This window comes from Cupriavidus sp. P-10 (assembly GCF_003402535.2).
In the GTDB taxonomy this organism is placed as follows: Bacteria; Pseudomonadota; Gammaproteobacteria; order Burkholderiales; family Burkholderiaceae; genus Cupriavidus.
The window spans coordinates 546836-569906 of the sequence record NZ_AP025171.1; the positions used below are offsets into that span (position 1 = coordinate 546836).

Consider the following 23071-nt stretch of genomic DNA (forward strand, 5'->3'; position numbering starts at 1 on the left):
GTAGGCACCGTAACCACCGTACCGATGGGCAGCGGTGACCGGATGACAGCATTTCAGAGGATTTGAGAGGAGCAAGGCAATGAGCGGTTTGATGGCAGGCAAGGTTGCGCTGGTGACGGGCGCGGGTGGCGGGATCGGGCGCGGGATCGCGCTGGCATTGGCTGCCGCCGGCGCCAAGGTGGTGGTCAATGACCTGGGCGTGTCGATGACCGGCGAGGGCGGCGACACGGGCCCCGCGCAGCGCGTGGTGGAAGAAATCCGCGCCGCCGGCGGCGAGGCCGTGGCCAACACGGACAGCGTCTCGACCTGGAACGGCGCCAACGCCATCGTGCAATGCGCGCTGGACAACTTCGGCCGCATCGACGCGGTGGTCAACAACGCGGGCAACCTGCGCGACCGCATGTTCTTCAAGATGAACGAAGAAGAATGGCGCTCGGTGATCGACGTGCACCTGCACGGCACCTTCTTCGTCAGCCGCGCCGCGGCCAACTACTTCAAGGACCAGGAGAGCGGTGCCTACGTGCACATGACTTCCACCTCGGGCCTGATCGGCAACCTGGGCCAGGCCAACTACTCGGCGGCCAAGCTGGGCATCGCGGCGCTGTCCAAGTCGATCGCGCTGGACATGCAGCGTTTCAACGTGCGCTCGAACTGCATCGCGCCGTTCGCCTGGAGCCGCATGACCAGCTCGATCCCGGCCGAAACCCCGGAAGAGAAGGCCCGCGTGGCCAAGCTGCAGAAGATGGAAGCCGGCAAGATCGCCCCGGTGGCGGTGTACCTGGCCAGCGATGCTGCGTCCGAAGTCAACGGCCAGATCTTCGCGGTGCGTGCCAACGAAATCATGCTGATGAGCCAGCCGCGCCCGGTGCGCTCGGTGCATATGAGCGAAGGCTGGACCCCGGAAAGCGTGGCCGAGATCGCCATGCCGGCGATGCGCAACAGCTTCTTCAAGCTGGAGCGTTCGCCCGACGTGATCGGCTGGGACCCGATCTGAGATGGCGGGGGCGCAATCCCTGCCCGGCACCCGCGGCGCCCTCCAGGGCGTGCGGGTGCTCGACCTGTCGCGCATACTGGCCGGACCGTGGTGCGCGCAGAACCTGGCCGACCTGGGGGCCGAGGTCATCAAGGTGGAGCGCCCCGGCGCCGGCGACGACACCCGTTCGTGGGGGCCGCCCTGGCTGCCCGATGCCAACGGCGAGTCGTCGCGCGACGCCACCTACTTTGCCGGCGCCAACCGCGGCAAGCAGTCGGTGACGCTGGATATCGCCAGCCCGGAAGGGCAGGCGATCGTGCGCGAACTGGCGGCCAGGTCGCAGATCGTGCTGGAGAACTACAAGGTCGGCGACCTCAAGCGCTACGGGCTGGACTATGAAAGCCTGAAGGCGGTCAACCCGGCGATCGTCTATTGCTCGATCACGGGCTACGGCCAGACCGGGCCGAGCGCGCACAAGCCCGGCTATGACTTCATCTTCCAGGGCCTTGGCGGCCTGATGAGCGTCACCGGCGAGCGCGACGACCTGCCCGGCGGCGGGCCGCAGAAGGTTGGCGTGGCGGTGGTCGACATGCTCACGGGCATGTATGCCACGGTGGCCGTGCTTGCCGCGCTGCGTCATGCCGAACGTACCGGCGAAGGCCAGCATATCGACATGGCGCTGCTCGACGCGGTGGTGGCGGTCGGTGCCACGCCGATCATCGCCCAGCGCGTGACCGGCAAGGCCATGCCGCGCTATGGCAATGCGCACGCCAACATGGTTCCCTACCATGTGTTCGCCACCGCCGACGGCTACATGATCGTGGCGGCGGGCAACGACGGGCAGTGGCAGGCCTACTGCCGTGGCATCGAACGCCCTGACCTGGCGGGGGACGAGCGCTTTGCCACCGGCCCCGGCCGCATCGTCCACCGCGAGACGCTGGTGCCGATGCTGGAGGCGCACATGCGCACACGAGAGACGGCCCACTGGGTCCAGGCGCTGGAAGCGCAGGGCATCCCGTGCGGCCCGATCAACGACTACGGCCAGGTGCTGGAAGACCCGCAGGTGCGTTACCGCGAGCTGCAGGTCGACCTGGTGCGCGATGACGGCAGTCTCTGCCCGACGGTCAAGAGCCCGTTGCGGCTGTCGGCGACGCCGGTGCAGTACGATGCGCCGCCACCGCGACTCGGGCAGCATACCGAGCGTGTGCTGGAAGACGTGCTGGGTTTGTCTGCCGCACGCATTGCCGCGCTGCGGGAGCAGGGCGTCATCTGAAGCACAGGTCCCGGGGGCGCCTGCACAAAGCCCCCGCATCGCCTAGGCTGTTTCCAGGCGCACCGCGCGCCTTACTCCACCTTAGTCCCGGAGACAGCACATGGATGAGGAAACCTTCAACCTCAGCATCCGCAAGTTCCTCAAGGTCGTCGGCGTCAGCTCGCAGCGCGAAATCGAGCAGGCGATCGCCCAGGCCATTGCCGACGGCACCATCGCCGGCACCGGGCGCTTTCCGGTGACGATGACGCTGGAATTGCCGGCGGCAAACCTCAAGTCGAAATTCGACGGCGAAATCCAGCTTGAATAGCAGCTTGAATAGCAACTTGTTTGGCAGCTTGAATGGCGCGGGTCAGCCCGGCTCGCGCTCGCCGCGCATCCCCCGCAACCGGTACTCGCCGGGCGCCACGCCGGTCCATTTCTTGAACGCGCGGTGGAAGGTGCTCGGCTCCGAGAAGCCGAGCCGCAGCGCCACCTCCTGCAGCGTCATGCCGGGGTGCTCCAGCATGCCGATGGCGACATCGCGGCGCAGGCTGTCCTTGATGCTCTGGTAGCCCCGGCCCTCGTCGCGCAGCCGGCGGCGCAGCGTCTGCGGCGTCAGGCGCAGCATCTGCGCCATCTGCTCGAGCGACGGCAGCTCGTCGTTCAGGTGCGAGCGCAGGTGCTGCCGGATGCGTTCGGCCAGGCAGCAGCTGTCGCGGTAGCGGATCAGCAGGTTGCGCGGCGCCTCCTGCAGGAAGGCGCGCAGGCTGGCGCTGTCCTGCATCACCGGCAGGCGCAGGCAGGCGGCGTCGAAATGCAGCGCGGTAATCGGCTGTCCGTAGTGCACCGCGGTCTTGAACACGCGTTCGGTGTCGCTGCCGCCCTGCGGGCGTTCGTTGGCCAGGTCGACGCGCAGCAGCGGAATATGCTGCGCCACCAGCCAGCTCACCAGCGCATAGCCCTGGAACACAAAGGTCGATTCCGCGAAGCTGCGGCATGCGGAGGTGGGCGCGCGCCGGTGCAGCCTTATCGACGCGATCCGGCCGTCGGCGCTGACATGCAGGCGCGGCGTAAAGGCATCGACATGCAGCCGGTACAGGCGCATTGCGGCGTGGATGGCGTCTTCCAGCGTGGCGCAATGGATCATGGCCCGCGCCGTCTGGGCAAACGTGCCGGGCGGGACCGGCCGGTCCAGCAGCCCCCAGAGCTCATCGCGCATGACGCGGCGCAGCGTGCGGATCAGCGCCGCGTACTGCCCCTGTGTCACGCGCGCACTCGGCGAGGCCAGCAGCGCCGGCGAAACACCCGCGCGGCGCAGCAGCGCGTCGACGTCGTGGCCGAGGCGGTGCGCACCCTGCAGGATGCGGTGCACGTGCTGGATCGCGACCGTGTGGCGAGCCGGGGCCTGGCCAGACGTGGCAGCCATGGCGGCCTTGCCTTGTGCCGCGCCGGGCAGGCGCGCGGCGCCGCCGGGCACCGGACCCTGCGCCAGTGCGCCGGCAATGTGGAGCTTGCCCGGCACTGGCGGGCGCAGCGATGGCAGGACAGCGGTGTGCATGGGTCTCCTCGTCAGGTTGACGCGCCGGCACGGACATTCCCGGTCTTTGCGCCACCTTATCAAGCGCCGGCTGCACCGCACAATCGGGATTTGCCAAAGCCTGCCTTTTGCCTGAGCGATTCGGCCAATCATTTTGGCCCGTCTGGTCATTGTCCACGCACCGCAGCATCGCGCACTCTCCGGCTAATACAAGAAACGGGCCCCGCAAGGCGGCCAGTACCGGTTGAGCCGGGGCCACGCGCCCGGTTCGCTCGGATAAGAAGCCAAAGGAGACGACAACATGCAGGCAGTGCGGCGTAGTGAGGAACGTGGTGCGGGGCGTGGTGCGGTGTGTGGTGCAGACCGTCGTAGCGCATTCAGGCGCTTCGGAGCCGCCTTGCTGGCGGCGGCCGGCGTGGGGCTGCTGACCTCGGGCACGGCCTGGGCCGAGTCAGCCTTCCCGAACAAGACCGTGCGGCTGGTGGTGCCATATCCGGCCGGCGGCGCCACCGACGTGCTGGGGCGCGCGGTGGCGGATGGCCTGGGCAAGGCCTGGAAACGCCCGGTGGTGGTGGAGAACCGCCCCGGCGCCAGCAGCATGATCGGCTCCGAAGCCGTGGCCCGCGCCGAGGCGGACGGCCATACCGCGCTGCTGACGATTACCACGCTGGTGCAGGCGCCCAGCCTCTACGCCAAGCCTCCGTTCGACCCGGTCAAGGATTTCGTGCCGGTGTCGGAGCTTGGCACGACCAACCTGGTCTTTGCCGTGCACAGCGCCGTGCCCGCCAGCAACATCAAGGAATTCATCGAACTGGTCCGCGCCAAGCCGAAGCAGTTCTCCTATGGCTCCTATGGCACCGGCTCGAGCGGCCACCTGTACGGCGAGATCTTCAAGGAGTCGGCCAAGCTCGACATGGTGCACGTCTCGTACAAGGGCGAGGCGCCGGAGCTGAACGACCTGCTCGGCGGCCAGGTGCCGGCCGCCATCATCTCCGTGATGGGCGCCAAGCCGCACAACGCCTCGGGCCGCCTGCGCGCGCTTGCCGTCACTGGCCCGGCGCGCTCGCCGCAGCTGCCGGACGTGCCGACCTTCCGCGAAGCCGGCGTGGCCGGCATGGACGGCCAGGGCTGGTTCGGCCTGTTCCTGCCGGCGGCGACGCCGCGCGCCGTGGTGGACAAGTACGCCGCCGAGGTCAACCGCATCCTGGCCCAGCCCGAGCTGCGCAAGCGCATGGGCGAAATGGGGATCGTGCTGACCGGCAGCACGCCCGACGCCTTTGCGCAGACGGTGCAGACCGACTACGCCCGCTGGGGCAAGGTGATCCGCGTCAACAACATCCGGCTGGACTGATTTCCCATTTCTTGATCTGAACCGCTTGAACCGCTACCCCTGCTGCAAATGAAGCCTGCTACAAGTACCAACCTGCCGTTCCGTTCCCCGGCCTGGCCGCCGGGCTTGCCCGCCACGCTGCACACGCCGCGCACCAGCCTGTTCTACAACGTCGAGGCCGCCGCGCGCCGCTATCCGGACAAGACCGCGATCCAGTACTTCGGCACCGCGATCTCGTATGCGCAGTTGCAGGACGAGATCGAGCGCATGGCTGGCTACCTGCAGCAGGCCTGCGGCATCCAGCCTGGCGACCGCGTGCTGCTGTTCAGCCAGAACTGCCCGCAGTTCATCATTGCCTACTACGCGATCCTGCGTGCCGAAGGCGTGGTGGTGCCGGCCAACCCGATGTGGCTGGAGGCCGAGCTGGCGCACGTGGTGTCCGACAGCGGCGCCGTCGCCGCCTTCGCCGGCAGCGAGCTGTATCAGTGTCTGTCGCCGCTGCATGGCCCGGCGCTGCGCCACGTGATCGTGCACGACTACGCCGGCATGCTGCGCGACGACGGTGGCCTGCCGGTGCCGGCATGGCTGCGCGAGCCAGCGCCGGCGCTGCAGCCGGCACCTTCCGGCGCCATGCCGGTGGCATGGGATGCCGCCAGCGCGGCCGGGCACCGGCCGCTGCCGCACCGGGCCGGCTTCGACACGCTGTGCATGCTCGCCTACACCTCGGGCACCACCGGCAATCCCAAGGGCTGCATGCATACGCACGGCACCATGATGACCGCGGCGGTCGGCTCGCAGATCTGGCGCAGCAGCACGCCCGAGTCGGTGGTGCTGGCGGTGGCGCCGATGTTCCACCTGCTGGGCATGCAGAACTGCATGAATTCGCCGATCTACCTCGGCGCCACCGTGGTGCTGATGCCGCGCTGGGACCGCGCCCTTGCCGCCGACCTGATCGAGCGCTATCGCGCCTCGGTGTGGGGCGCGCCGCCGGCGATGATGGTGGACTTCTTCTCGCAGCCCGGCATCGGGCAGCGCGACCTGTCGAGCCTGGCCTTCCTCGGCGGCGGCGGCGCGGCGATGCCCGACGCCGTGGCCAACATGCTGCAGGAGCGCTTCGGCCTGCCCTATGTGGAAGCCTACGGCATGACCGAGACCGCCTCGTTCCTGTTGTCCAACCCGCGCAACAAGCCCAAGCGCGAATGCCTGGGCATTGCCACCTTCGGCGTGGATGCGCGCGTGATCGACCCGCAGACGCTGGCAGAGCTGCCGCAAGGCCAGACCGGCGAGATCGTCGCCCACGGCGGCCAGGTGATGCAGGGCTACTGGCGCAACCCCGAGGCCAACGAGGTCTCGTTCGTCGAGCTCGACGGCAAGCGCTTCCTGCGCACCGGCGACCTGGGCTTCATGGACGAAGAGGGCTACTTCTTCATGCGCGACCGCCTCAAGCGCATGATCAATGCCTCCGGCTTCAAGGTGTGGCCGGCCGAGGTGGAGAACCTGCTGTATGGCCACCCCGCCATCCATGAGGCCTGCGTGATCGCCGCGCGCGACGAGCGCCGCGGCGAGACCGTCAAGGCGGTGATCGCGCTGCGCCCCGAGGCGCGCGGCACCGCCGAGGCCGATCCCGAACGCATCATGGCCTGGTGCCGTGAGCGGCTGGCCGCCTACAAGGTGCCGCGTATCGTCGAGTTCGTCGAGGCGCTGCCCAAGTCGGGCACCGGCAAGATCCAGTGGCGCGCCCTGCAGGAACGCGAGATGCAGGCCGAAGCCCCGCGCGCCTGAGCGCGCGGCGAAACACAGAAGAAAGCGAGACACAGCATGCAGCAAAGCAGACGCAACTGGCTGGCGCAGGCCGGCACCCTGGCCGGCGCGGCCATCCTCGGCACCACGGGCCAGGTCTTCGCCCAGCAGCCGTATCCGAGCAAGCCGATCCGCCTGATCGTGCCGTACCCCGCCGGCGGCGGCACCGATACCGTCGGCCGCCTGGTCGGCCAGCGCCTGGCCGAGATCCTGGGCCAGCCGGTGGTGGTGGAGAACAAGCCCGGTGCCAGCGGCATGCTGGGCAACGACACCGTCGCCAAGGCGCCGGCCGACGGCTACACGCTGCTGCTGGCGATCACCGCGATGATCCAGTCGCCGAGCCTGTACAAGCGCATGCCGTACGACGTGGCCAGGGACTTCACGCCGGTGTCGCTGATCGCCAAGTCCTCGGACCTGTTCGTCGTGCCCAACCGGGTGCCGGCCAACAACATGCGCGAGTTCCTGGCGCTGGCCAAGTCGGGCAAGCTCAGCTACGGCTCCTACGGCAACGGCACCTCGTCGCACCTGCATGGCGAGCTGCTGCGCCAGCAGGCCGGCATCGACATGGCCCATATCCCGTACAAGGGCGCCGCGCCGCTGATGAGCGACGTGCTCGGCGGGCAGGTGGACTCGGCCTTCGTCGACGTGACCTCGGCCAATGCCTACCTGGGCAGCAACAAGTTCAAGATCCTCGGCATCACCGGCAGCCAGCGCTACAAGGCACTGCCCAATGTGCCGACCTTTGCCGAGCTGGGCCTGAAAGGGTTTGAGCCCAATGGCTGGTTCGGGCTGTTCCTGCCCGGCGGCGCGCCCAGGGACGTGACCGCCAGGCTGGCCGCCGAGACCGCGCGCATCGTGAAACTGCCCGAGGTCTCGCAGAAGCTGGCCGGCATGGGCCTGCAGCCGGTTGGCTCGACTCCGCAGGAGCTGGCCGAGGTGGTCAGCGGCGACATGCCCAAGTGGGCCAAGATCGTGCGCGACGCCAACATCCAGCTCGACTGATCGGCATTGACCGTCGCTGACCGCCACGGCACCGCATACCGGAGTCTATCCATGGAAACCATCCGCTTTGCCATCGAAGACGGCATCGCCACCCTGACCCTGAATTACCCCGAGCGCAAGAACGCGCTGTCGATCCCGATGCGCGGCGAAATCGGCGAAGCCGTCCGCCAGGTGCGTGCCGACGAGAGCGTGCGCGCGTTGATCCTGACCGGCGCCGGCACCGATTTCTGCTCGGGCGGCGACATCAGCTCGATGCAAATCGAGATCGACGCGCCGCAGGGACGCCGCCGGCTGCAGCAGGCGCACGGCTGGCTGGAAGACCTGATCCAGCTCGACGTGCCGGTCATCGCCGCGGTCAACGGCGCGGCCTACGGTGCCGGCTTCAGCCTGGCGCTGACCGCCGACATCATCCTGGCCACGCCGCGCGCGCGCTTCGGGCTGCCATTCCTGCGCATGGGCCTGATCCCCGACTGTGGCGTTTTCTACACGTTGCCGCGGATGATCGGCCTGCAACGCGCCAAGGCGCTGATGTTCTCGATGCGCGAACTCAATGCCGCGGCCGCGCAAGACCTTGGCATCGTCATGGAAATCGTGCCGGAGGAAAGCCTGGCCGAGCGCGCGCAGGCGCTGGCGCGCGCCTTCACCGAGGCTTCGCCGGTCGCGGTCGGGCTGACCAAGCAGGCGCTGAACGCGTCGCTCAACCAGGACCTGCACACCATGCTGGCGATGGAAGCGGATGGCCAGGGCATTGCCTTTTCCACCGGCTACCGCCGCGAGGCTGCCGACCGCTTCATGGCCAAGCAGCCGCTGCGCTACCGCTGGCCCGACTGAAAACCCGGGACCGCCATGCTGTGTCGCAGCACGGCGGCAACGTTCGCGCTAAACCGCACACACCGTTTACGTATACAGGCGCGGCTGCCCGACAGCGCCGCCGCCTGTGCCGATTACTCGTTTACCCTCGTATCCGCACACCTATGGCATCCCAACACCAACATGCGGCGCCCGCCGCACGCCAGACTCCCTGGATGACCGAAGACCTGGAGATGTTCCAGGACACCGTACGCCGCTTTATCGAGCGTGAACTGGCGCCGAACGAAGCGCGCTGGGCCGCGCAGGGCTACATCGACCGCGACGTATGGCGCCGCGCCGGCCAGGCCGGCCTGCTGTGCGCCAGCATCCCGGAAGAGTACGGCGGCGGCGGCGGCAACTTTGCGCATGAAGCGGTGATCACGCGCGAGATGGCGCGCGCCATCTTCACCAGCCTGGGCAACAACGTGCACAGCGGCATCGTGGCACATTACCTGCTTAATTACGGCACCGAAGCGCAGAAGAAAAAATGGCTGCCGCAGATGGCCAGCGGCGAGATGGTCGCGGCCATCGCCATGTCGGAACCCGGCGCGGGCTCGGACCTCAAATCGGTACGCACCCGCGCGGTGCGCGAAAAGACCGCCAACGGAGACTGCTATCGCATAAACGGTGCAAAGACATTTATTACGAACGGTTACCACGCCGACCTGGTGTGCCTGGTCGCCAAGACCGATCCGGAAGCCGGCTCGCGCGGCGTCTCGCTGATCATGGTCGAGACGCGCGAGCTCGAAGACTTCCGGCGCGGCCGCATCCTGGAGAAGATCGGGCAGAAGGGCCAGGACACCGCCGAACTCTTCTTCGACGACGTGCTGGTGCCGTGCGACAACCTGCTCGGCGAGCAGGAAGGGCAGGGCTTTTACCAGTTGATGCAGCAGCTGCCGCAGGAGCGGATGATCATCGCCCTGGGCGCGACCGCATCGATGCATCGCGCGATCGAGCTCACCACCGAATACGTGCGCGAGCGCAAGGTCTTCGGGCAGGCGCTGGCCGACCTGCAGAACACCCGCTTCCGCCTGGCCGAGTGCAAGACCGAGGCGACCATCGCCGCCACCTTCGTCGACGACTGCATGATGCGCCTGATGGCGGGTACGCTGGATGCCGCGACCGCGGCGATGGCCAAGTGGTGGTGCACGCAAAAGAACTGCGAGATCATCGACGAGTGCCTGCAGTTCCACGGCGGCTACGGCTACATGCTGGAATACCCGATCGCGCGCATGTACGCCAACGCACGCGTCGGCAAGATCTACGGCGGCTCCAACGAGATCATGAAAGAGCTGGTGGCGCGCACGCTCTGATGGCCGCGCGCGGGCAGCGCTGACTGCTATCAGCACTCAGCCTATGCTGATGCGCGCATGAGCTATTTCTGAAACCAACATAAAAGCCGGCAACTGTGCCGGCTTTTGTGTTTCCGGTTACAAAACCGGCTGTGCAGGGACCTGCGGAAAGGTGTAAGGTTTGTCACAAGCATGGTCAATGGCCCGTCGCGCGCGGGGTGCGGCACCGAGATGAAATATCAGCCAAAAGCTGACAGCGCCACCAGCCGAATCAGGCGATAAACGCAGCGTGGAAACAAGCGTTGCGTCGATGCAAGATTCGTCAACTCGGACTCCACCATCGCCGTTATTTGACTATGATGAAGTAAAGTCTTCGCAACATTCACCGGTCGTCAAGCCGGGGTGGCGAACCACGGAACTTGCGAAGTCTTGAAGGGTAGAACTACCTTCGCCTCGGATGTGAACTCTGACGGGAGTGAGGTATGGACATTTTCGGCCATTACGCTACGCGCTTCGAAGCTCGCAAGGAAGAGGAATACACCATCCAGGAATACCTGGAGATCTGCAAGAAGGATCCCACTGCCTACGCGACCGCTGCCGAGCGCATGCTCGCCGCGATCGGCCAGCCGGAACTGGTGGATACCCACCATGATCCCCGGTTGTCCCGACTCTTCTTCAACAAGGTCATTCGCATCTATCCGGCCTTCCGCGATTTCTATGGCATGGAGGACACGATCGAGCAGATCGTCTCGTTCTTCAAGCACGCGGCGCAGGGCCTGGAAGAGCGCAAGCAGATCCTGTATCTGCTCGGGCCTCCCGGCGGCGGCAAGTCCTCGCTCGCGGAGAAGCTCAAGGCGTTGATGGAGCAGATCCCCATCTACGCGCTGAAGGGTTCACCGATCCATGAGTCGCCCCTGGGGCTGTTCGCGCCGGAAGAAGACGGCAAGATCCTGGAAGAGGACTATGGCATCCCGATCCGCTACCTGAACACGATTGCCTCGCCGTGGGCAGTCAAGCGCCTGCATGAGTTCAACGGCGACATCACCAAGTTCCGGGTGGTGAAGCTGCGCCCGTCGGTGCTGTCGCAGATCGCGATCTCGAAGACCGAGCCGGGCGACGAGAACAACCAGGACATTTCGTCGCTGGTGGGCAAGGTGGACATCCGCAAGCTCGAGGACTTCCCGCAGGACGACCCGGATGCGTACTCGTATTCCGGCGGCCTGTGCCTGGCTAACCGCGGCCTGCTCGAGTTCGTCGAAATGTTCAAGGCGCCAATCAAGGTGCTGCACCCGCTGCTGACCGCAACGCAGGAAGGCAACTACAAGGGCACCGAAGGCTTCGGCGCGATTCCGTTCGACGGCATCATCCTGGCGCACTCGAACGAGGCGGAGTGGACGACCTTCAAGTCGGACAAGAACAACGAGGCATTCCTGGACCGTATCTACATCGTCAAGGTGCCGTACGTGCTGCGCGTGTCCGACGAGGTGAAGATCTACGACAAGCTGCTGCGCTGCAGTTCGCTGTCGGCCGCGCCGTGCGCGCCGAACACGCTGAAGATGATGGCGCAGTTCGCGGTGCTGACCCGCATCAAGGAGCCCGAGAACTCCAACGTCTTTTCGAAGATGCGCGTCTATGACGGCGAAAGCCTGAAGGACGTGGACCCGAAGGCAAAGTCGTACCAGGAGTACCGCGACTACGCCGGCATTGACGAGGGCATGAACGGGCTGTCGACGCGCTTTGCGTTCAAGGTCCTGTCCAAGGTCTTCAACTTCGACAACACCGAAGTGGCGGCCAACCCGGTGCATCTGCTGTATGTGCTCGAGCAGCAGATCGAGCGCGAACAGTTCCCGCCGGAACAGGAAGCCAAGCTGCTGGCGCACATCAAGGAGTATCTGACCACGCCGTTCGTGGAGTTTATTGGCAAGGAGATCCAGACCGCTTACCTGGAGTCGTACTCCGAGTATGGCCAGAACATCTTCGATCGCTATGTGGTGTTCGCCGACCTGTGGATCCAGGACCAGGAGTACCGTGATCCCAACACCGGCGAAATCCTCGATCGCAACGCGCTGAACGACGAACTGGAGAAGGTGGAAAAGCCCGCGGGTATTTCCAACCCGAAGGACTTCCGCAACGAGATCGTCAATTTCGTGCTGCGCGCGCGGGCTAACAACAGCGGCAAGAACCCGGTGTGGACCAGCTATGAAAAGCTGCGGATGGTGATCGAGAAGCGTATGTTCTCCACCACGGAGGACCTGCTCCCGGTGATCTCGTTCAACGCCAAGTCTTCTCGCGAAGACCAGGACAAGCACGAGAACTTCGTCAACCGCATGGTCGAGAAGGGGTACACGCCCAAGCAAGTGAGACTTCTGGTGGAGTGGTATCTGCGCGTAAGAAAATCATCGTAACGGCGCCGCGGAAGCAGTCTCTCAACGAGGGCAACTTATGGCTACGGTCATCGATCGGCGCGAGAACGGCGGCAACAAGAGTGCCGTCAATCAGCAACGCTTCATCAAACGCTACCGCGAACAGATACGGCAGGCGGTGGCAAAGGCGGTGTCCGGCCGGAAGATCATGGACATCGAGCAGAGTGGCCAGGTGTCCATTCCGGTCAAGGACATCTCCGAACCGATTTTCCACCACGGCCAGGGCGGGCGGCGCGAGTGGATCCACCCTGGCAACAAGAAGTTCGTCAAGGGGGATTCCTTCGACCGCCAGCAGCAGGGCGGTGGCGGGACCGGTTCGCGGGCCAGCGACAGCGGCGAGGGCGAGGACGATTTCGTCTTCACGCTGTCGCGCGAGGATTTCCTGAACTTCTTCTTCGAGGACATGGCGCTGCCGGACCTGGCCAAGCGCCACCTCGCCAAGATCGCCGAGGTGCGCAAGGTGCGCGCCGGCTATTCCATCGACGGCACACCGTCCAACCTGTCGATCCTGCGCACCATGCGCAGCTCGATCGGGCGGCGCATCGCCCTGTCCAGCCCTTACCAGAAGCGCCTGCGCGAGCTGGAGCTGGAGTATGCCGAGGCGCTGGAAAAAGACGGCCCCTACGCCGAAGGCACGCTCGAGCTGATGGAGAAGATGCGGCACCTGCGTGCCTGCATCGACCGCGTGCCTTTTATCGAGAAGCTCGACCTGCGCTACAACAACCGCGTGCTGAAGAAGCGCCCGCAGGCCCAGGCGGTGATGTTCTGCCTGATGGACGTGTCCGGCTCGATGGACGAGAGCCGCAAGGACCTGGCCAAGCGCTTCTTCATGCTGCTGTACCTGTTCCTGAAGCGCAACTACGAGCGCATCGACGTGGTGTTCATCCGGCATCACACCGTGGCCAAGGAAGTCGAAGAGGAAGACTTCTTCCACTCGCGCGAGTCCGGTGGTACCGTGGTGTCCAGCGCGCTGAAGCTGATGGTGGAGGTGGTCCATGACCGGTATCCGCCAAGCCAGTGGAACATCTACTGTGCGCAGGCCTCCGACGGCGACAACTGGGCTGGCGACTCCGAGCTGTGCGGACGCCTGTTGCGCGAGTCGATCCTGCCGCTGGTGCAGTACTACGCATACGTGGAGGTGGCGTCCGAGGAACCGCAGAACCTCTGGGAAGAGTACCTGACGGTCAAGAACCAGTTCGACCACTTTGCGATGCAGCGCATCATCGGCGCGGACGAGATCTACCCGGTGCTGCACGACCTGTTCCAGAAGCGCGCGGCCTAGGTCGACGCGCGGCCGGCGCTACGGAAACACCGAACGGGCCCGATGCTGAAGGCCCGCAGTGATGGCAGTGGCAAGTGAACGCGGACCACGCGGCGCGGCAGCTCGCACGCCCGCGGGGTCGGGGCGGGCCTTGCCCGCAACAAGGGGCGAAGATGGCTTATCTCTCCACGGGTTCGGAATGGACCTTCGAGCTGATCAACCGGTATGACCGCGAGATCGCCCGCATCGCCGGCGAATTCGGGCTGGATACCTACCCCAACCAGATCGAGATCATCACGGCCGAGCAGATGCTGGACGCCTACGCGTCGGCGGGTTTGCCGGTGGGATACAACCACTGGTCGTATGGCAAGCATTTCCTGGCGTCCGAGCGCAGCTACCAGCGCGGCCACATGGGGCTGGCCTACGAGATCGTCATCAACTCCAATCCCTGCATCGCCTACCTGATGGAGGAGAACACGATGCCGATGCAGGCGCTGACGATCGCGCATGCCTGCTACGGCCACAACGCGTTCTTCAAGGGCAACTACCTGTTCCGCACCTGGACCAACGCTGACGCCATCGTCGACTACCTGCTGTTCGCCAAGAACTACGTGGCCGAGTGCGAGCAACGCTACGGCGAGCAGGAGGTGGAGGCGCTGCTCGACTCCTGCCACGCGTTGCAGAACTATGGCGTCGACCGCTACAAGCGGCCCAAGAAGCTCTCCATCACCGAAGAAAAGGCGCGCCAGGCCGATCGGGAGAACTACCTGCAGATGCAGGTCAACGACCTGTGGCGCACGCTGCCCAAGCATCGCCAGCATGCGCTGACCGCCGACGACGAGTCGCATGAGCCGGAAATTGCGTTTCCGCCCGAGCCGCAGGAGAACCTGCTGTATTTCATCGAAAAGAACGCGCCCAAGCTCGCGCCGTGGCAGCGCGAGATCGTGCGCATCGTGCGCAAGATCGCGCAGTATTTCTACCCGCAGCGGCAGACCAAGGTGATGAACGAGGGCTGGGCCACGTTCTGGCACTACACCATCCTGCACCAGCTCTACGAGGAAAAGCTGGTCAATGACGCCTTCATGATGGAGCTGCTGCAGGCGCACACCAACGTGATCTACCAGCCGCCGTACCATAGCCCGTACTACAGCGGGCTGAACCCGTACACGGTCGGCTTCCTGATCTTCCAGGACCTGCGCCGCATGTGCGAGAACCCGACCGACGAGGACTACCGCTGGGCGCCGGAGTTCGCCGGCAGCGACTGGCGCACGACGCTGGACTTTGCGATGCGCAACTTCAAGGACGAGAGCTTCCTGCTGCAGTTCCTGTCGCCGCGCGTGATCCGCGAACTGAAGCTGTTCTCGGTGCTCGACGACGACCGCGAGGGCAAGCTGCGCGTCACCGCCATCCACGACGACGAGGGCTATCGCGGGATCCGCCAGCTGATGGCTGCGCAATATGACCTGTCGACCATGGAGCCCAATATCCAGGTGACCAATGTCGATATCGGCGGCGACCGCTCGCTGACGCTGCGCCACCTGCAGAACGACCGCCGGCCGCTGGCGCACAACTTCGACGAGGTGGTGCGGCACGTGACGCGGCTGTGGGGCTTTACCGTACGGCTGGAAGTGGCCTATGAAGACGGGCGCACCGAACTCAAGTACGAGTGCAAGCCGGAACGCCGGCACCGCAAGCCGCACGGCGGCCTGAGCCTGGCCGCCTGATCCCTCGCTGTGCTTGCCGCGCGCGTTGCCTGAGGCTTCTTCAGGCAGCGGGCGCGCGCTTACGCCCCCACTCCCGCACTCTCACTCCCACTCTCACTCGCACCATCCGCGCACCAGTTCGACCGCGGGGCTGTCCGTGCCGGCGAACACCGCCTCGCCCAGCACGCGGCTCCACCAGCGCTCCGACCCGTCCGCCACGCGCCAGGCATGCAGCCGGCGCGTGTAGAGCTGCAGGTCGTATTCCTCCGTGATCCCGATTGCGCCATGCACCGCATGGGCGATGGCCGCCACTGGCGTGACGGCATCGCTGGCGCGCAGCTTGCCGATCGCGGCGCGCAGGCGGTCGGGCTCTCCGGTGCTGCTGTCGCAAGCGAGCTGCGCCGCCACGCGCGCCGCCGCCACGTGCTCGGCCATTTCGCTGACCTGGTGCTGGATCGCCTGGAACTTGCCGATGGCGCGGCCGAACTGCTGGCGGTCGTTGGCGTACTGCAGTGTCAGGTCGAGCACCCGCGACAGCGCCCCGGCCAGCTGGACGGCGTGCAGGCAGGCGCCGAGGGTGCGCAGCGTGCCGGGCGGCAGGCGGAACGCAGCCGGCGCGGCGGCGTCCGGGCGCGGCAGGCGCAGGGTCAGGTCGGCGTGCGCGCCGGTGGGCTCGGCGCGCGCGTCGGCCGCCGGCAGCAGCAGGCAACGTTCGCCGTCCTGCAGCAGGAACCACTGGGCATGGCGCGCATCGGCGACAAGGGCGGCGGGCGCGCCGTCGTCGAATCCCGCCAGCGCGATCGGTCCGTCGGGCAGGGCGATGCCATGCGCGTGCAGCACGGCGCGGGCGAAGATGGTTTGTGCCAGCGGCAGCGGCAGGACATGGCGGCCAGTGACGAACAGCACCGGCGCCAGCTCAGGCAGCGGCAGCGCGGCGCCGCCGGCGGCCTCGGGCAGCAGGCAGTCGGCAAAGCCGCTGTCGCGCAACGACTGCCACAGGGCTTGCCATGCGGCGCGGGGATCGGCCTGCTGTTCCAGCGCGCGGATCGTGGCGGGCGTGCAGCAATCGCGCAGCAGCGCGTCGAGGGCGTCGGAGTAAGCGTTATGCATGATGGATCTCGTCGGGGTGCAGGGCGTCGGGACGGTGCAGCGCTTCAGCGCAGGCCGAGACCGCGCGCGATCATGCCGCGCAGGATTTCGCGCGTGCCGCCGCGCAGCGAGTACGACGGGGCGATCTGCGTGACGTAGGCCAGCGTGCGGTACAGCGCGCCGTCGGCGGCCAGTGCCGGTTCGTCGCCCAGCGCCGCTTCTACCAGCGCCGGGATCGATTGCTCGAAGGTCGTGCCCAGGTCCTTGACCAGCGCGGCTTCGACCACCGGACTGGCGCCGGCCGCCAGGCGCGCGGTCACCGCCAGCGACATCGCGCGCAGCACCGCCAGATGCCCGGCCAGGCGGCCCGCGGTCACCGTGTCGCACCGCGCCGGCGGCAGGCGGCGCATGGCGTCAAGCCAGGTATCGAGCAGCACCACGCTGGAGTACAGCCGTTCCGGGCCGCTGCGCTCGAACGCGAGTTCGGCGTTGACCTGCTCCCAGCCGCTGCCTTCGTGGCCCACCAGCGCATCCGGTGCCAGCGCGACCTCGTCGAAGGTGACCTCGGAGAAGTGCGCATCGCCTGCCAGGTCGTGGATCGGACGCACCGAGACGCCGGGCGCGTGCAGGTTGACGATGAACTGCGACAGGCCCCCCTGGCGGTCCTGCGGCGTGCCCGAGGTGCGCACCAGCGCGATCATGAAGTGGCAGCGGTCGGCGTTGGTCGTCCAGATCTTGCGGCCGGTCAGGCGCCAGGAGCCATCGGGCTGGCGCACCGCGCGTGTCGTGACGCTGGCGAGGTCGGAGCCGGAGTTCGGCTCGCTCATGCCGATGCAGAAGAACGCTTCGCCACGGCAGATCGCGGGCAGGTAGCGCGCTTTCTGCGCATCGCTGCCGTAGCGCAGGATCAGCGGGCCGCTTTGCCGGTCGGCGATCCAGTGCGCCGATACCGGCGCGCCGCGGGCCAGCAACTCCTCCACCAGCACGAAGCGCGAGTAGGGATCGAGGCCGGCGCCGCCGTATTGCGGCGGCAGCGTGATGCCGACCCAGCCGCGCGCGGCCAGTGCGCGGCTGAACGCCGCATCGAACCCCATCCACGAGCGCGCACGGGTTTCCGGCGGCAGGGCGGGCAGGTGCTCGTCAAGAAAAGCGCGTACCTCGGCGCGGAACGCGAGCGCGTGCGGCGGCAGGGGCGTCAGGTCGAAGGTGGAAAGCAGGGCAGTCACGGTGAAGTCCTGTAGCTGTGGCACGCGAGCCCGGCGGAACGCGGCGGCTACTGCCTTGCATTCCGGATGGCTCAGGGTGGGGCACAGCGTAGTTCACGCGTGGAGCGCCAGTCCAATATCGATTTATTGCGAAGCGATACCGATTCGATATTGGCGCAGAGTGGCGCCCCGGACGGGGCGCTCCGGACCTGATGCCCTGGCGTCAGGCCGTTCCCGAACGCGACGGGCGCGGCCGGACGGCCGAGGTCACTCCGGTGCGCTCGAGGTTGACGCCCGGCAGCAGGTGCAGCAGGCGCACCAGTTCGGACTGGCGATGCGTGCCGGTCTTGCGCAGCGTATCGCGGATATGCACGCGCACCGTATGCGGCGACAGGAACTCGCGCTCGGCGATTTCATTCAGCGTCTCGCCGGCGGCGAGCCGGATGGCGATGATGCTCTCCTTGCGCGACAGACCGAACAGCGAAGTCAGCACGCCCGCATCGAGCACCGAGCGCGACTCTGAATTGCCGAACAACATCATCGCGGCCGGCAATTGCCACGGCCCTTCCACTGGCTGGCGCGAGACCAGCGGCGTGACGATGATCGGTACCGGCTGCCCGCCGGAGGTGATGTGCATCCATGAGCCGGACGCGGCCTCGGCGCCGCGGCCGCGCACGGCGCCGTCCAGCAGCGTGCGCAGCACGGCCTGCAGCGTGTCGCTGTGGGCGCGCAGCACGCCGTCCTGCAGCGACAGGTGGCTGTCGGCCTGCACCAGCGCCTCGGCCCAGCTGTTGGCGTAGCGCACGCGCAGGTCGGCCTGCAGCACCATCACGCCAAAGTCCAGCGTGTCGAGGCCGGCCAGGCCAAGGCTGGCCAGCCCGCTCAGTTCGAAATTGCGCTGCTGCATGCGCGCGGCGCGCACCCAGTGCGGCATGACGTGGGCCAGGCGCCGCTCGCGCTGGCCGGCGCTGATGCTGCCCGCGCTGGTGCCGCTCATCAGCACGCAGATTTCGGCGTTCTCGATCAGGCGGACGCCTTGTTCGAGTCCGCTGCAAGCCAGCATGGCCGCCGAACTCGCGACCACGGCGCCATCGTGCGAGGCAGCATGCATGGGCGTGCAGTCGGGACTGTCAGGCGTGTCGGCCGGCGCGCAGCAGGGGCCGGCGTGGGGCAGGTCGAGCGGACTGGGCAGCCATTCGGGAACGCTTGCGCCGCTGGTGAAGCATCCGTGGGGCGTGACGCCCAGGCGTGCATGGCCCGCGAGCTTGTCCCAGATGAGGTAACGCGGGCTGCCGGTGGAGGTGTACCGGGAAAAGAGGTCCAGGGCCGCGGGCATTGCCGCAACGTCCAGCGCGGACTCGTAGATGGAGTCGACCAGACGATGGAAATCCTCGTCCGCAGTCGGGTGTTCGCCCATGTTCACATTTCCCCCGGTGGCAAACGCCTCTTGCTTCGTGCCCACGGCAAATGGCCACGTTCTTTTGTGTTATCGCCGCTCTGGCGTTCGAATATGCGCCGATACGGTCATCGCAGCGATCCCGCCATATTCCGGTAGGCTGCATAAAACAATGATGCCAAACAATAATGTTTGTTTAATGCCCCATGGCGGGAGGGAAAACACCGATTGCAGGCGTTAGCCTCGGCCTGCTGGCGAGGGAATTGCTGCGCTGCAGCGTACTGGCGCCGCCAGCGCGGCCGCCTCTTTGGGGCGTGATGCGAATCCGCGTGACGAAAACGTCAAATTTTTCAGCGCTGAAATAGCCCGGAGCGTGTCACGCACGCCACACCTGTCCGAAATATTTGGGACATAAAGACCCTGTAATCAGGTCGGAAAATGGCTTCCGTACCCATTTCTGCGAACGTCTGCGAAGGTGGGCACGCGACTATTGCGGTGCCGGCTCTGCTTTCTCGCCGCCCGCCAACTGCACGCCCTTGCCATCCACCTGGATCGTCAGGCTGGGCGATGCCATGCGGATGCCGTGGGCGTCGAAGTTGCGCTTCAGGCGTGCATTGAACGCGCGCGTGATTTCCGCCTGCGTCAGCGGCCGGGTCTTGAACTGTGCCATCACCACTGGCCCGCTCGGGTCGAAGCGGTCCAGGCCAAGAATGTCCAGCCCCGACATCAGGTTGCGCGAGTAGCGGTAGTCGCGCGCGATTTCCGTGCCGGTGGCGCGGATCAGCTCGAGCGCGCGGTCGAGGTCGCTTTGATAACTGATGCCGATGCTGAACACGGCATAGCCATAGCCGCGCGACAGGTTCTTGACTGCCTTGATCTGGCTGTAGGGCAATGTGTGCAGTGCGCCGCGGCCGTCGCGCAGCTTGACCGTACGGATGGTCATGCCTTCGACCACGCCGGCATGGTCGGGCAACTCGATCGAGTCGCCGATGGCAATCGAATCCTCGACCACGATGAACAGCCCCGTGATCAGGTCCTGCACCAGGCTCTGCGCCCCGAAGCCGATCGCCAGCCCGACCACCCCCGCGCCTGCCAGCAGCGGTGTCACGTTGACGCCCAGGTTGGCCAGCACGGCGATTACCCCGATCACCAGCAGGGCGATGAACGAGGCATTGCGCACCAGCGGCAGAATGGTCTTGGCGCGCAGGCTGGGCTGCGCGCCGCGTCCGTGCGCGGGCGACAGCGTCTGCGTGATGGCGGTGTCGATCAGCAGCCAGACCAGCCAGGCCAGCAGCACGGTGCTGGTCACGCTGAACACGGTCTCGGTGATATGGCGGCCCGCTGCGGAAGATTCCGCCAGCCGCATCAGCGACGTGCCCCAGACACGCATCACCATGGCGACGAACACCGCCCAGATCAGCACCCGCAGCAGCGCCATGGCGAAGCGGCCGAAGCGCTGCACATAGGCCGAGCGCCGGCGGTCGCGGAAGCGTGGCGGCTGTGCCGTTGCCTTGGGCGAGCGCCCGGCGACCATCGTCAGCAGCAGCGCCGCCACGAACAGTGCCACCGAGGCCACGGTGCGGCGCAGGAGCACATCGGCGTGCCCCGCGGCCAGCAGCGTGCCGATCACAGACGCGACCACCACCGCGAGCACCGGAAGGTGCCAGGCCTGGCCGATCAGCCGCAGCAGGTCGGTCAGTCCCGGGTGCGCCTGGCGGAAGGCCAGTGGCCGCTGGCTGATCAGCTGGCCGATCTGGCGCCTGAAAACGAGCGCGAACACGCCGATGCCCAGTGCCGCGGCGATATTGGCCGTGGTCGACACCAGCGCGGCGAGGTTGGTGCCGATCACCGCGACGACGCGGCTGTCGGTGGCGCTGTCGCCCAGCGCCGCCAGTGCGCCGGTGCAGAACAGCAGCCACGGCGAGCGCGCCAGCAGCTGCCGTACCGCAACCTGGCGGTGCGCGGTGCGGAACAGGACGAAGATGACCTGGCACATCGCGGCGGCGATCGCGCCGGCCACGATGGCGTATGCGACCAGCACCGCGGCCACGGCGGCTGGCGACTGCGCGAAGGTGCGCGTCGCCATCAGCAGCGTGATGCCGAAGGCGATCACCCAGGGCCCGATATGGCGCAGCATGAAGACCCCGACATCCACCCACGACGGCACCTCGGGCAGCCTGGCGCGCTCGGTACGCGGGCGCGGCGGTGCGCGCCGGCGCCGGATGCGGTGGCCGATCTCCCACAGGCCCCAGCCAGTCGCGGCCCATACTGCCAGCACCAGCGCGAATTCGCGCAGCGAGTCCAGCGCCGAGCGGGTGCCGCGATGGGTCAGCGCGGCGCGCCATTCGTCGCCGGCGAAGCGCGAGCGCCAGCCCCAGTATTGCCATGGCCCGCGGTCCTTGCGCAGGTGCGTGTCGACTTCGTCGAGCACCTCGGCCACGGCGCCGATCAGCCCCGGTGCCGAAGCCCCGGCCGCGGCGGCGGACGCCGGCGCCGGCACTGCGCCGGAAGCGTCCAGGCCGCGCCGCATGGCTTGCAGCTGACCGACCAGCGCACGCCGTTCGCGGTCGTCCTGCAGGGTGGCGATCACCTGGTCGAGCGACTGCGCCAGCGGCACGCTGGCCGGAGCCGCCGGCGCACTCGCGGGCGCGGGTTTGGCAGGTGTCAGCAGCGTGGCAAGCGGGCCTGCGGCCGTGGCAGGCGCCGGTAGCGCACACCACAGCAGTGCGAGCGCCAGCAGCAGGACATGCGCGGCCAGGCTGGCACATGGTGCGAGCGGCGCGAGCCGGCGTGGCCACATCGATCGGGAGGGGGCGTTGCGATCGGGTTTGCACATGGCTGGATGTCCGTGCGGGGTCCGGCGTGACGCTGCCGGCCCGGCGTGGGAATGACCGTCGATCGCGCCACTGTAGCGCATCGGCGGTGCCGGGTGACCACCGCGGCATCCGGACTGCCGGGTCGTCTGCCGGACCACTGTCCGGCCATTCGTCGCTTCGGACGATGCGTCGCTTGCGCCGATCCACGAATCTCGAACCCACTCCGGCGTGGGCATTCCCGCACCCGCCGGCCCACTTCACAGTCTCACGGATCGCGGGCGCGCGCACCGGAACCGGTGGCCTGTCCGGCCCGACAACAACACACAAAGGAAAGACGGCATGGAACTCAATGCATCGGTATCGGCAGTGGTGACGGGCGGCGCTTCGGGCCTGGGCGCGGCAACGGCGCGTGCGCTGGCGGCGCACGGCGTGCGCGTGGCGCTGTTCGACCTGAACGCGGAGAAGGGCGAAGCGCTGGCGCGCGAACTGGGCGGTGTGTTCTGCCAGGTCAACGTGACTTCCGAGGCCGAGGTCGAGGCCGGCTTCGCCAAGGCGCGTGCCGCCATCGGCCAGGAACGCATCCTGGTCAACTGCGCCGGCACCGGCAATGCCATCAAGACCGCATCGCGTTCCAAGGAAGCGCCGGACCAGATCAAGCAATTCCCGTCCGATGCCTTCGAGCGCATCATCCAGATCAACCTGATCGGCACCTTCCGCTGCATCGCGCGTTCGGCCGCCGGCATGCTGACGCTGGACACCGCGGGCGGCGAGCGCGGCGTGATCATCAACACCGCCTCGGTGGCGGCGCAGGACGGCCAGATGGGGCAGGCCGCGTACTCGGCGTCCAAGGCCGGCGTGGTCGGCATGACGCTGCCGATCGCGCGCGACCTCGCGGGCGAAGGCATCCGCGTCAATACCATCCTGCCGGGCATCTTCAATACGCCGCTGCTGCAGGGCGCGGCCGAGAACGTCAAGGCCGCGCTGGCCGCATCTGTGCCGTTTCCCAAGCGCCTGGGCCAGCCGGAAGAATTTGCCTCGCTGGCGGTCGAGATGTGCCGCAACGGCTATTTCAACGGCGAATCGGTGCGGCTGGACGGCGCCATCCGGATGGCGCCGCGCTGAGCGACGCGGACTGGGTCAAAT

Annotated in this window: 17 protein-coding genes; 12 read left to right on the forward strand and 5 right to left on the reverse strand. The window is 67.0% G+C overall.

Features of this window, described 5'->3' with window-relative positions; all coding sequences use genetic code 11:
* Positions 1–79 precede the first annotated feature (79 nt).
* From CTP10_RS19595 to CTP10_RS19605, 3 genes are all read left to right on the forward strand, one after another.
* Positions 80–994: an SDR family NAD(P)-dependent oxidoreductase gene (locus CTP10_RS19595; RefSeq protein WP_116322639.1), complete on the forward strand. Its 915-nt coding sequence runs from the start codon at positions 80–82 to the stop codon at positions 992–994.
* Between the two features lies 1 nt (position 995).
* Positions 996–2246, forward strand: coding sequence for a CaiB/BaiF CoA transferase family protein (locus CTP10_RS19600; protein ID WP_116322640.1), 1251 nt, complete (start codon positions 996–998; stop codon positions 2244–2246).
* Positions 2247–2346: 100 nt separating this feature from the next.
* Positions 2347–2553, forward strand: a complete 207-nt coding sequence (locus CTP10_RS19605) for a DUF6494 family protein (RefSeq protein ID WP_116322641.1) — start codon at positions 2347–2349, stop codon at positions 2551–2553.
* 42 nt (positions 2554–2595) lie between these two features.
* On the opposite strand, the gene CTP10_RS19610 is transcribed toward CTP10_RS19605, so the two are convergent.
* Positions 2596–3783 carry an AraC family transcriptional regulator gene (locus tag CTP10_RS19610; protein ID WP_116322642.1) on the reverse strand — a complete coding sequence of 396 codons (1188 nt, stop codon included), beginning with the start codon at positions 3781–3783 and terminating at the stop codon, positions 2596–2598.
* A gap of 280 nt (positions 3784–4063) precedes the next feature.
* On the opposite strand from CTP10_RS19610, the gene CTP10_RS19615 reads away from it, so the two are divergent.
* From CTP10_RS19615 to CTP10_RS19650, 8 genes are all read left to right on the forward strand, one after another.
* A complete protein-coding gene (locus CTP10_RS19615) occupies positions 4064–5113 on the forward strand; it encodes a tripartite tricarboxylate transporter substrate binding protein (protein ID WP_116322643.1) in 1050 nt (349 codons plus the stop codon).
* Positions 5114–5161: 48 nt separating this feature from the next.
* On the forward strand, positions 5162–6874 hold the full coding sequence (locus tag CTP10_RS19620) for a long-chain fatty acid--CoA ligase (protein ID WP_116322644.1): 1713 nt from the start codon (positions 5162–5164) through the stop codon (positions 6872–6874).
* Between the two features lie 36 nt (positions 6875–6910).
* Positions 6911–7894: a Bug family tripartite tricarboxylate transporter substrate binding protein gene (locus CTP10_RS19625; RefSeq protein ID WP_116322645.1), complete on the forward strand. Its 984-nt coding sequence runs from the start codon at positions 6911–6913 to the stop codon at positions 7892–7894.
* Positions 7895–7945: 51 nt separating this feature from the next.
* Positions 7946–8725: an enoyl-CoA hydratase/isomerase family protein gene (locus CTP10_RS19630; protein ID WP_116322646.1), complete on the forward strand. Its 780-nt coding sequence runs from the start codon at positions 7946–7948 to the stop codon at positions 8723–8725.
* Positions 8726–8868: 143 nt separating this feature from the next.
* Positions 8869–10056, forward strand: coding sequence for an acyl-CoA dehydrogenase family protein (locus CTP10_RS19635; RefSeq protein ID WP_116322647.1), 1188 nt, complete (start codon positions 8869–8871; stop codon positions 10054–10056).
* Positions 10057–10517: 461 nt separating this feature from the next.
* Entirely contained in the window at positions 10518–12440 is a 1923-nt protein-coding gene (locus CTP10_RS19640; protein WP_116322648.1) for a PrkA family serine protein kinase, read from the forward strand.
* A 37-nt stretch (positions 12441–12477) separates the two neighbouring features.
* Positions 12478–13740 (forward strand): YeaH/YhbH family protein, encoded by a 1263-nt coding sequence (locus tag CTP10_RS19645; RefSeq protein WP_116322649.1) that lies wholly within the window; start codon positions 12478–12480, stop codon positions 13738–13740.
* Positions 13741–13892: 152 nt separating this feature from the next.
* Positions 13893–15443, forward strand: coding sequence for a SpoVR family protein (locus CTP10_RS19650; RefSeq protein WP_116322650.1), 1551 nt, complete (start codon positions 13893–13895; stop codon positions 15441–15443).
* 93 nt (positions 15444–15536) lie between these two features.
* Here the strand turns inward: CTP10_RS19650 and CTP10_RS19655 are convergent, their stop codons facing one another.
* The 4 genes from CTP10_RS19655 to CTP10_RS19670 form a co-directional block, all read right to left on the reverse strand.
* A complete protein-coding gene (locus CTP10_RS19655) occupies positions 15537–16532 on the reverse strand; it encodes an acyl-CoA dehydrogenase (RefSeq protein ID WP_116322651.1) in 996 nt (331 codons plus the stop codon).
* 44 nt (positions 16533–16576) lie between these two features.
* Positions 16577–17737, reverse strand: a complete 1161-nt coding sequence (locus CTP10_RS19660) for an acyl-CoA dehydrogenase family protein (RefSeq protein ID WP_116322683.1) — start codon at positions 17735–17737, stop codon at positions 16577–16579.
* A 202-nt stretch (positions 17738–17939) separates the two neighbouring features.
* Positions 17940–19133: a helix-turn-helix transcriptional regulator gene (locus CTP10_RS19665; protein WP_116322652.1), complete on the reverse strand. Its 1194-nt coding sequence runs from the start codon at positions 19131–19133 to the stop codon at positions 17940–17942.
* Between the two features lie 466 nt (positions 19134–19599).
* Positions 19600–21948: a mechanosensitive ion channel family protein gene (locus tag CTP10_RS19670; RefSeq protein ID WP_116322653.1), complete on the reverse strand. Its 2349-nt coding sequence runs from the start codon at positions 21946–21948 to the stop codon at positions 19600–19602.
* Between the two features lie 319 nt (positions 21949–22267).
* Here CTP10_RS19670 and CTP10_RS19675 point away from each other — a divergent pair, with 319 nt between their 5' ends.
* Entirely contained in the window at positions 22268–23050 is a 783-nt protein-coding gene (locus CTP10_RS19675) for an SDR family NAD(P)-dependent oxidoreductase (RefSeq protein ID WP_116322654.1), read from the forward strand.
* Positions 23051–23071 lie beyond the last annotated feature (21 nt).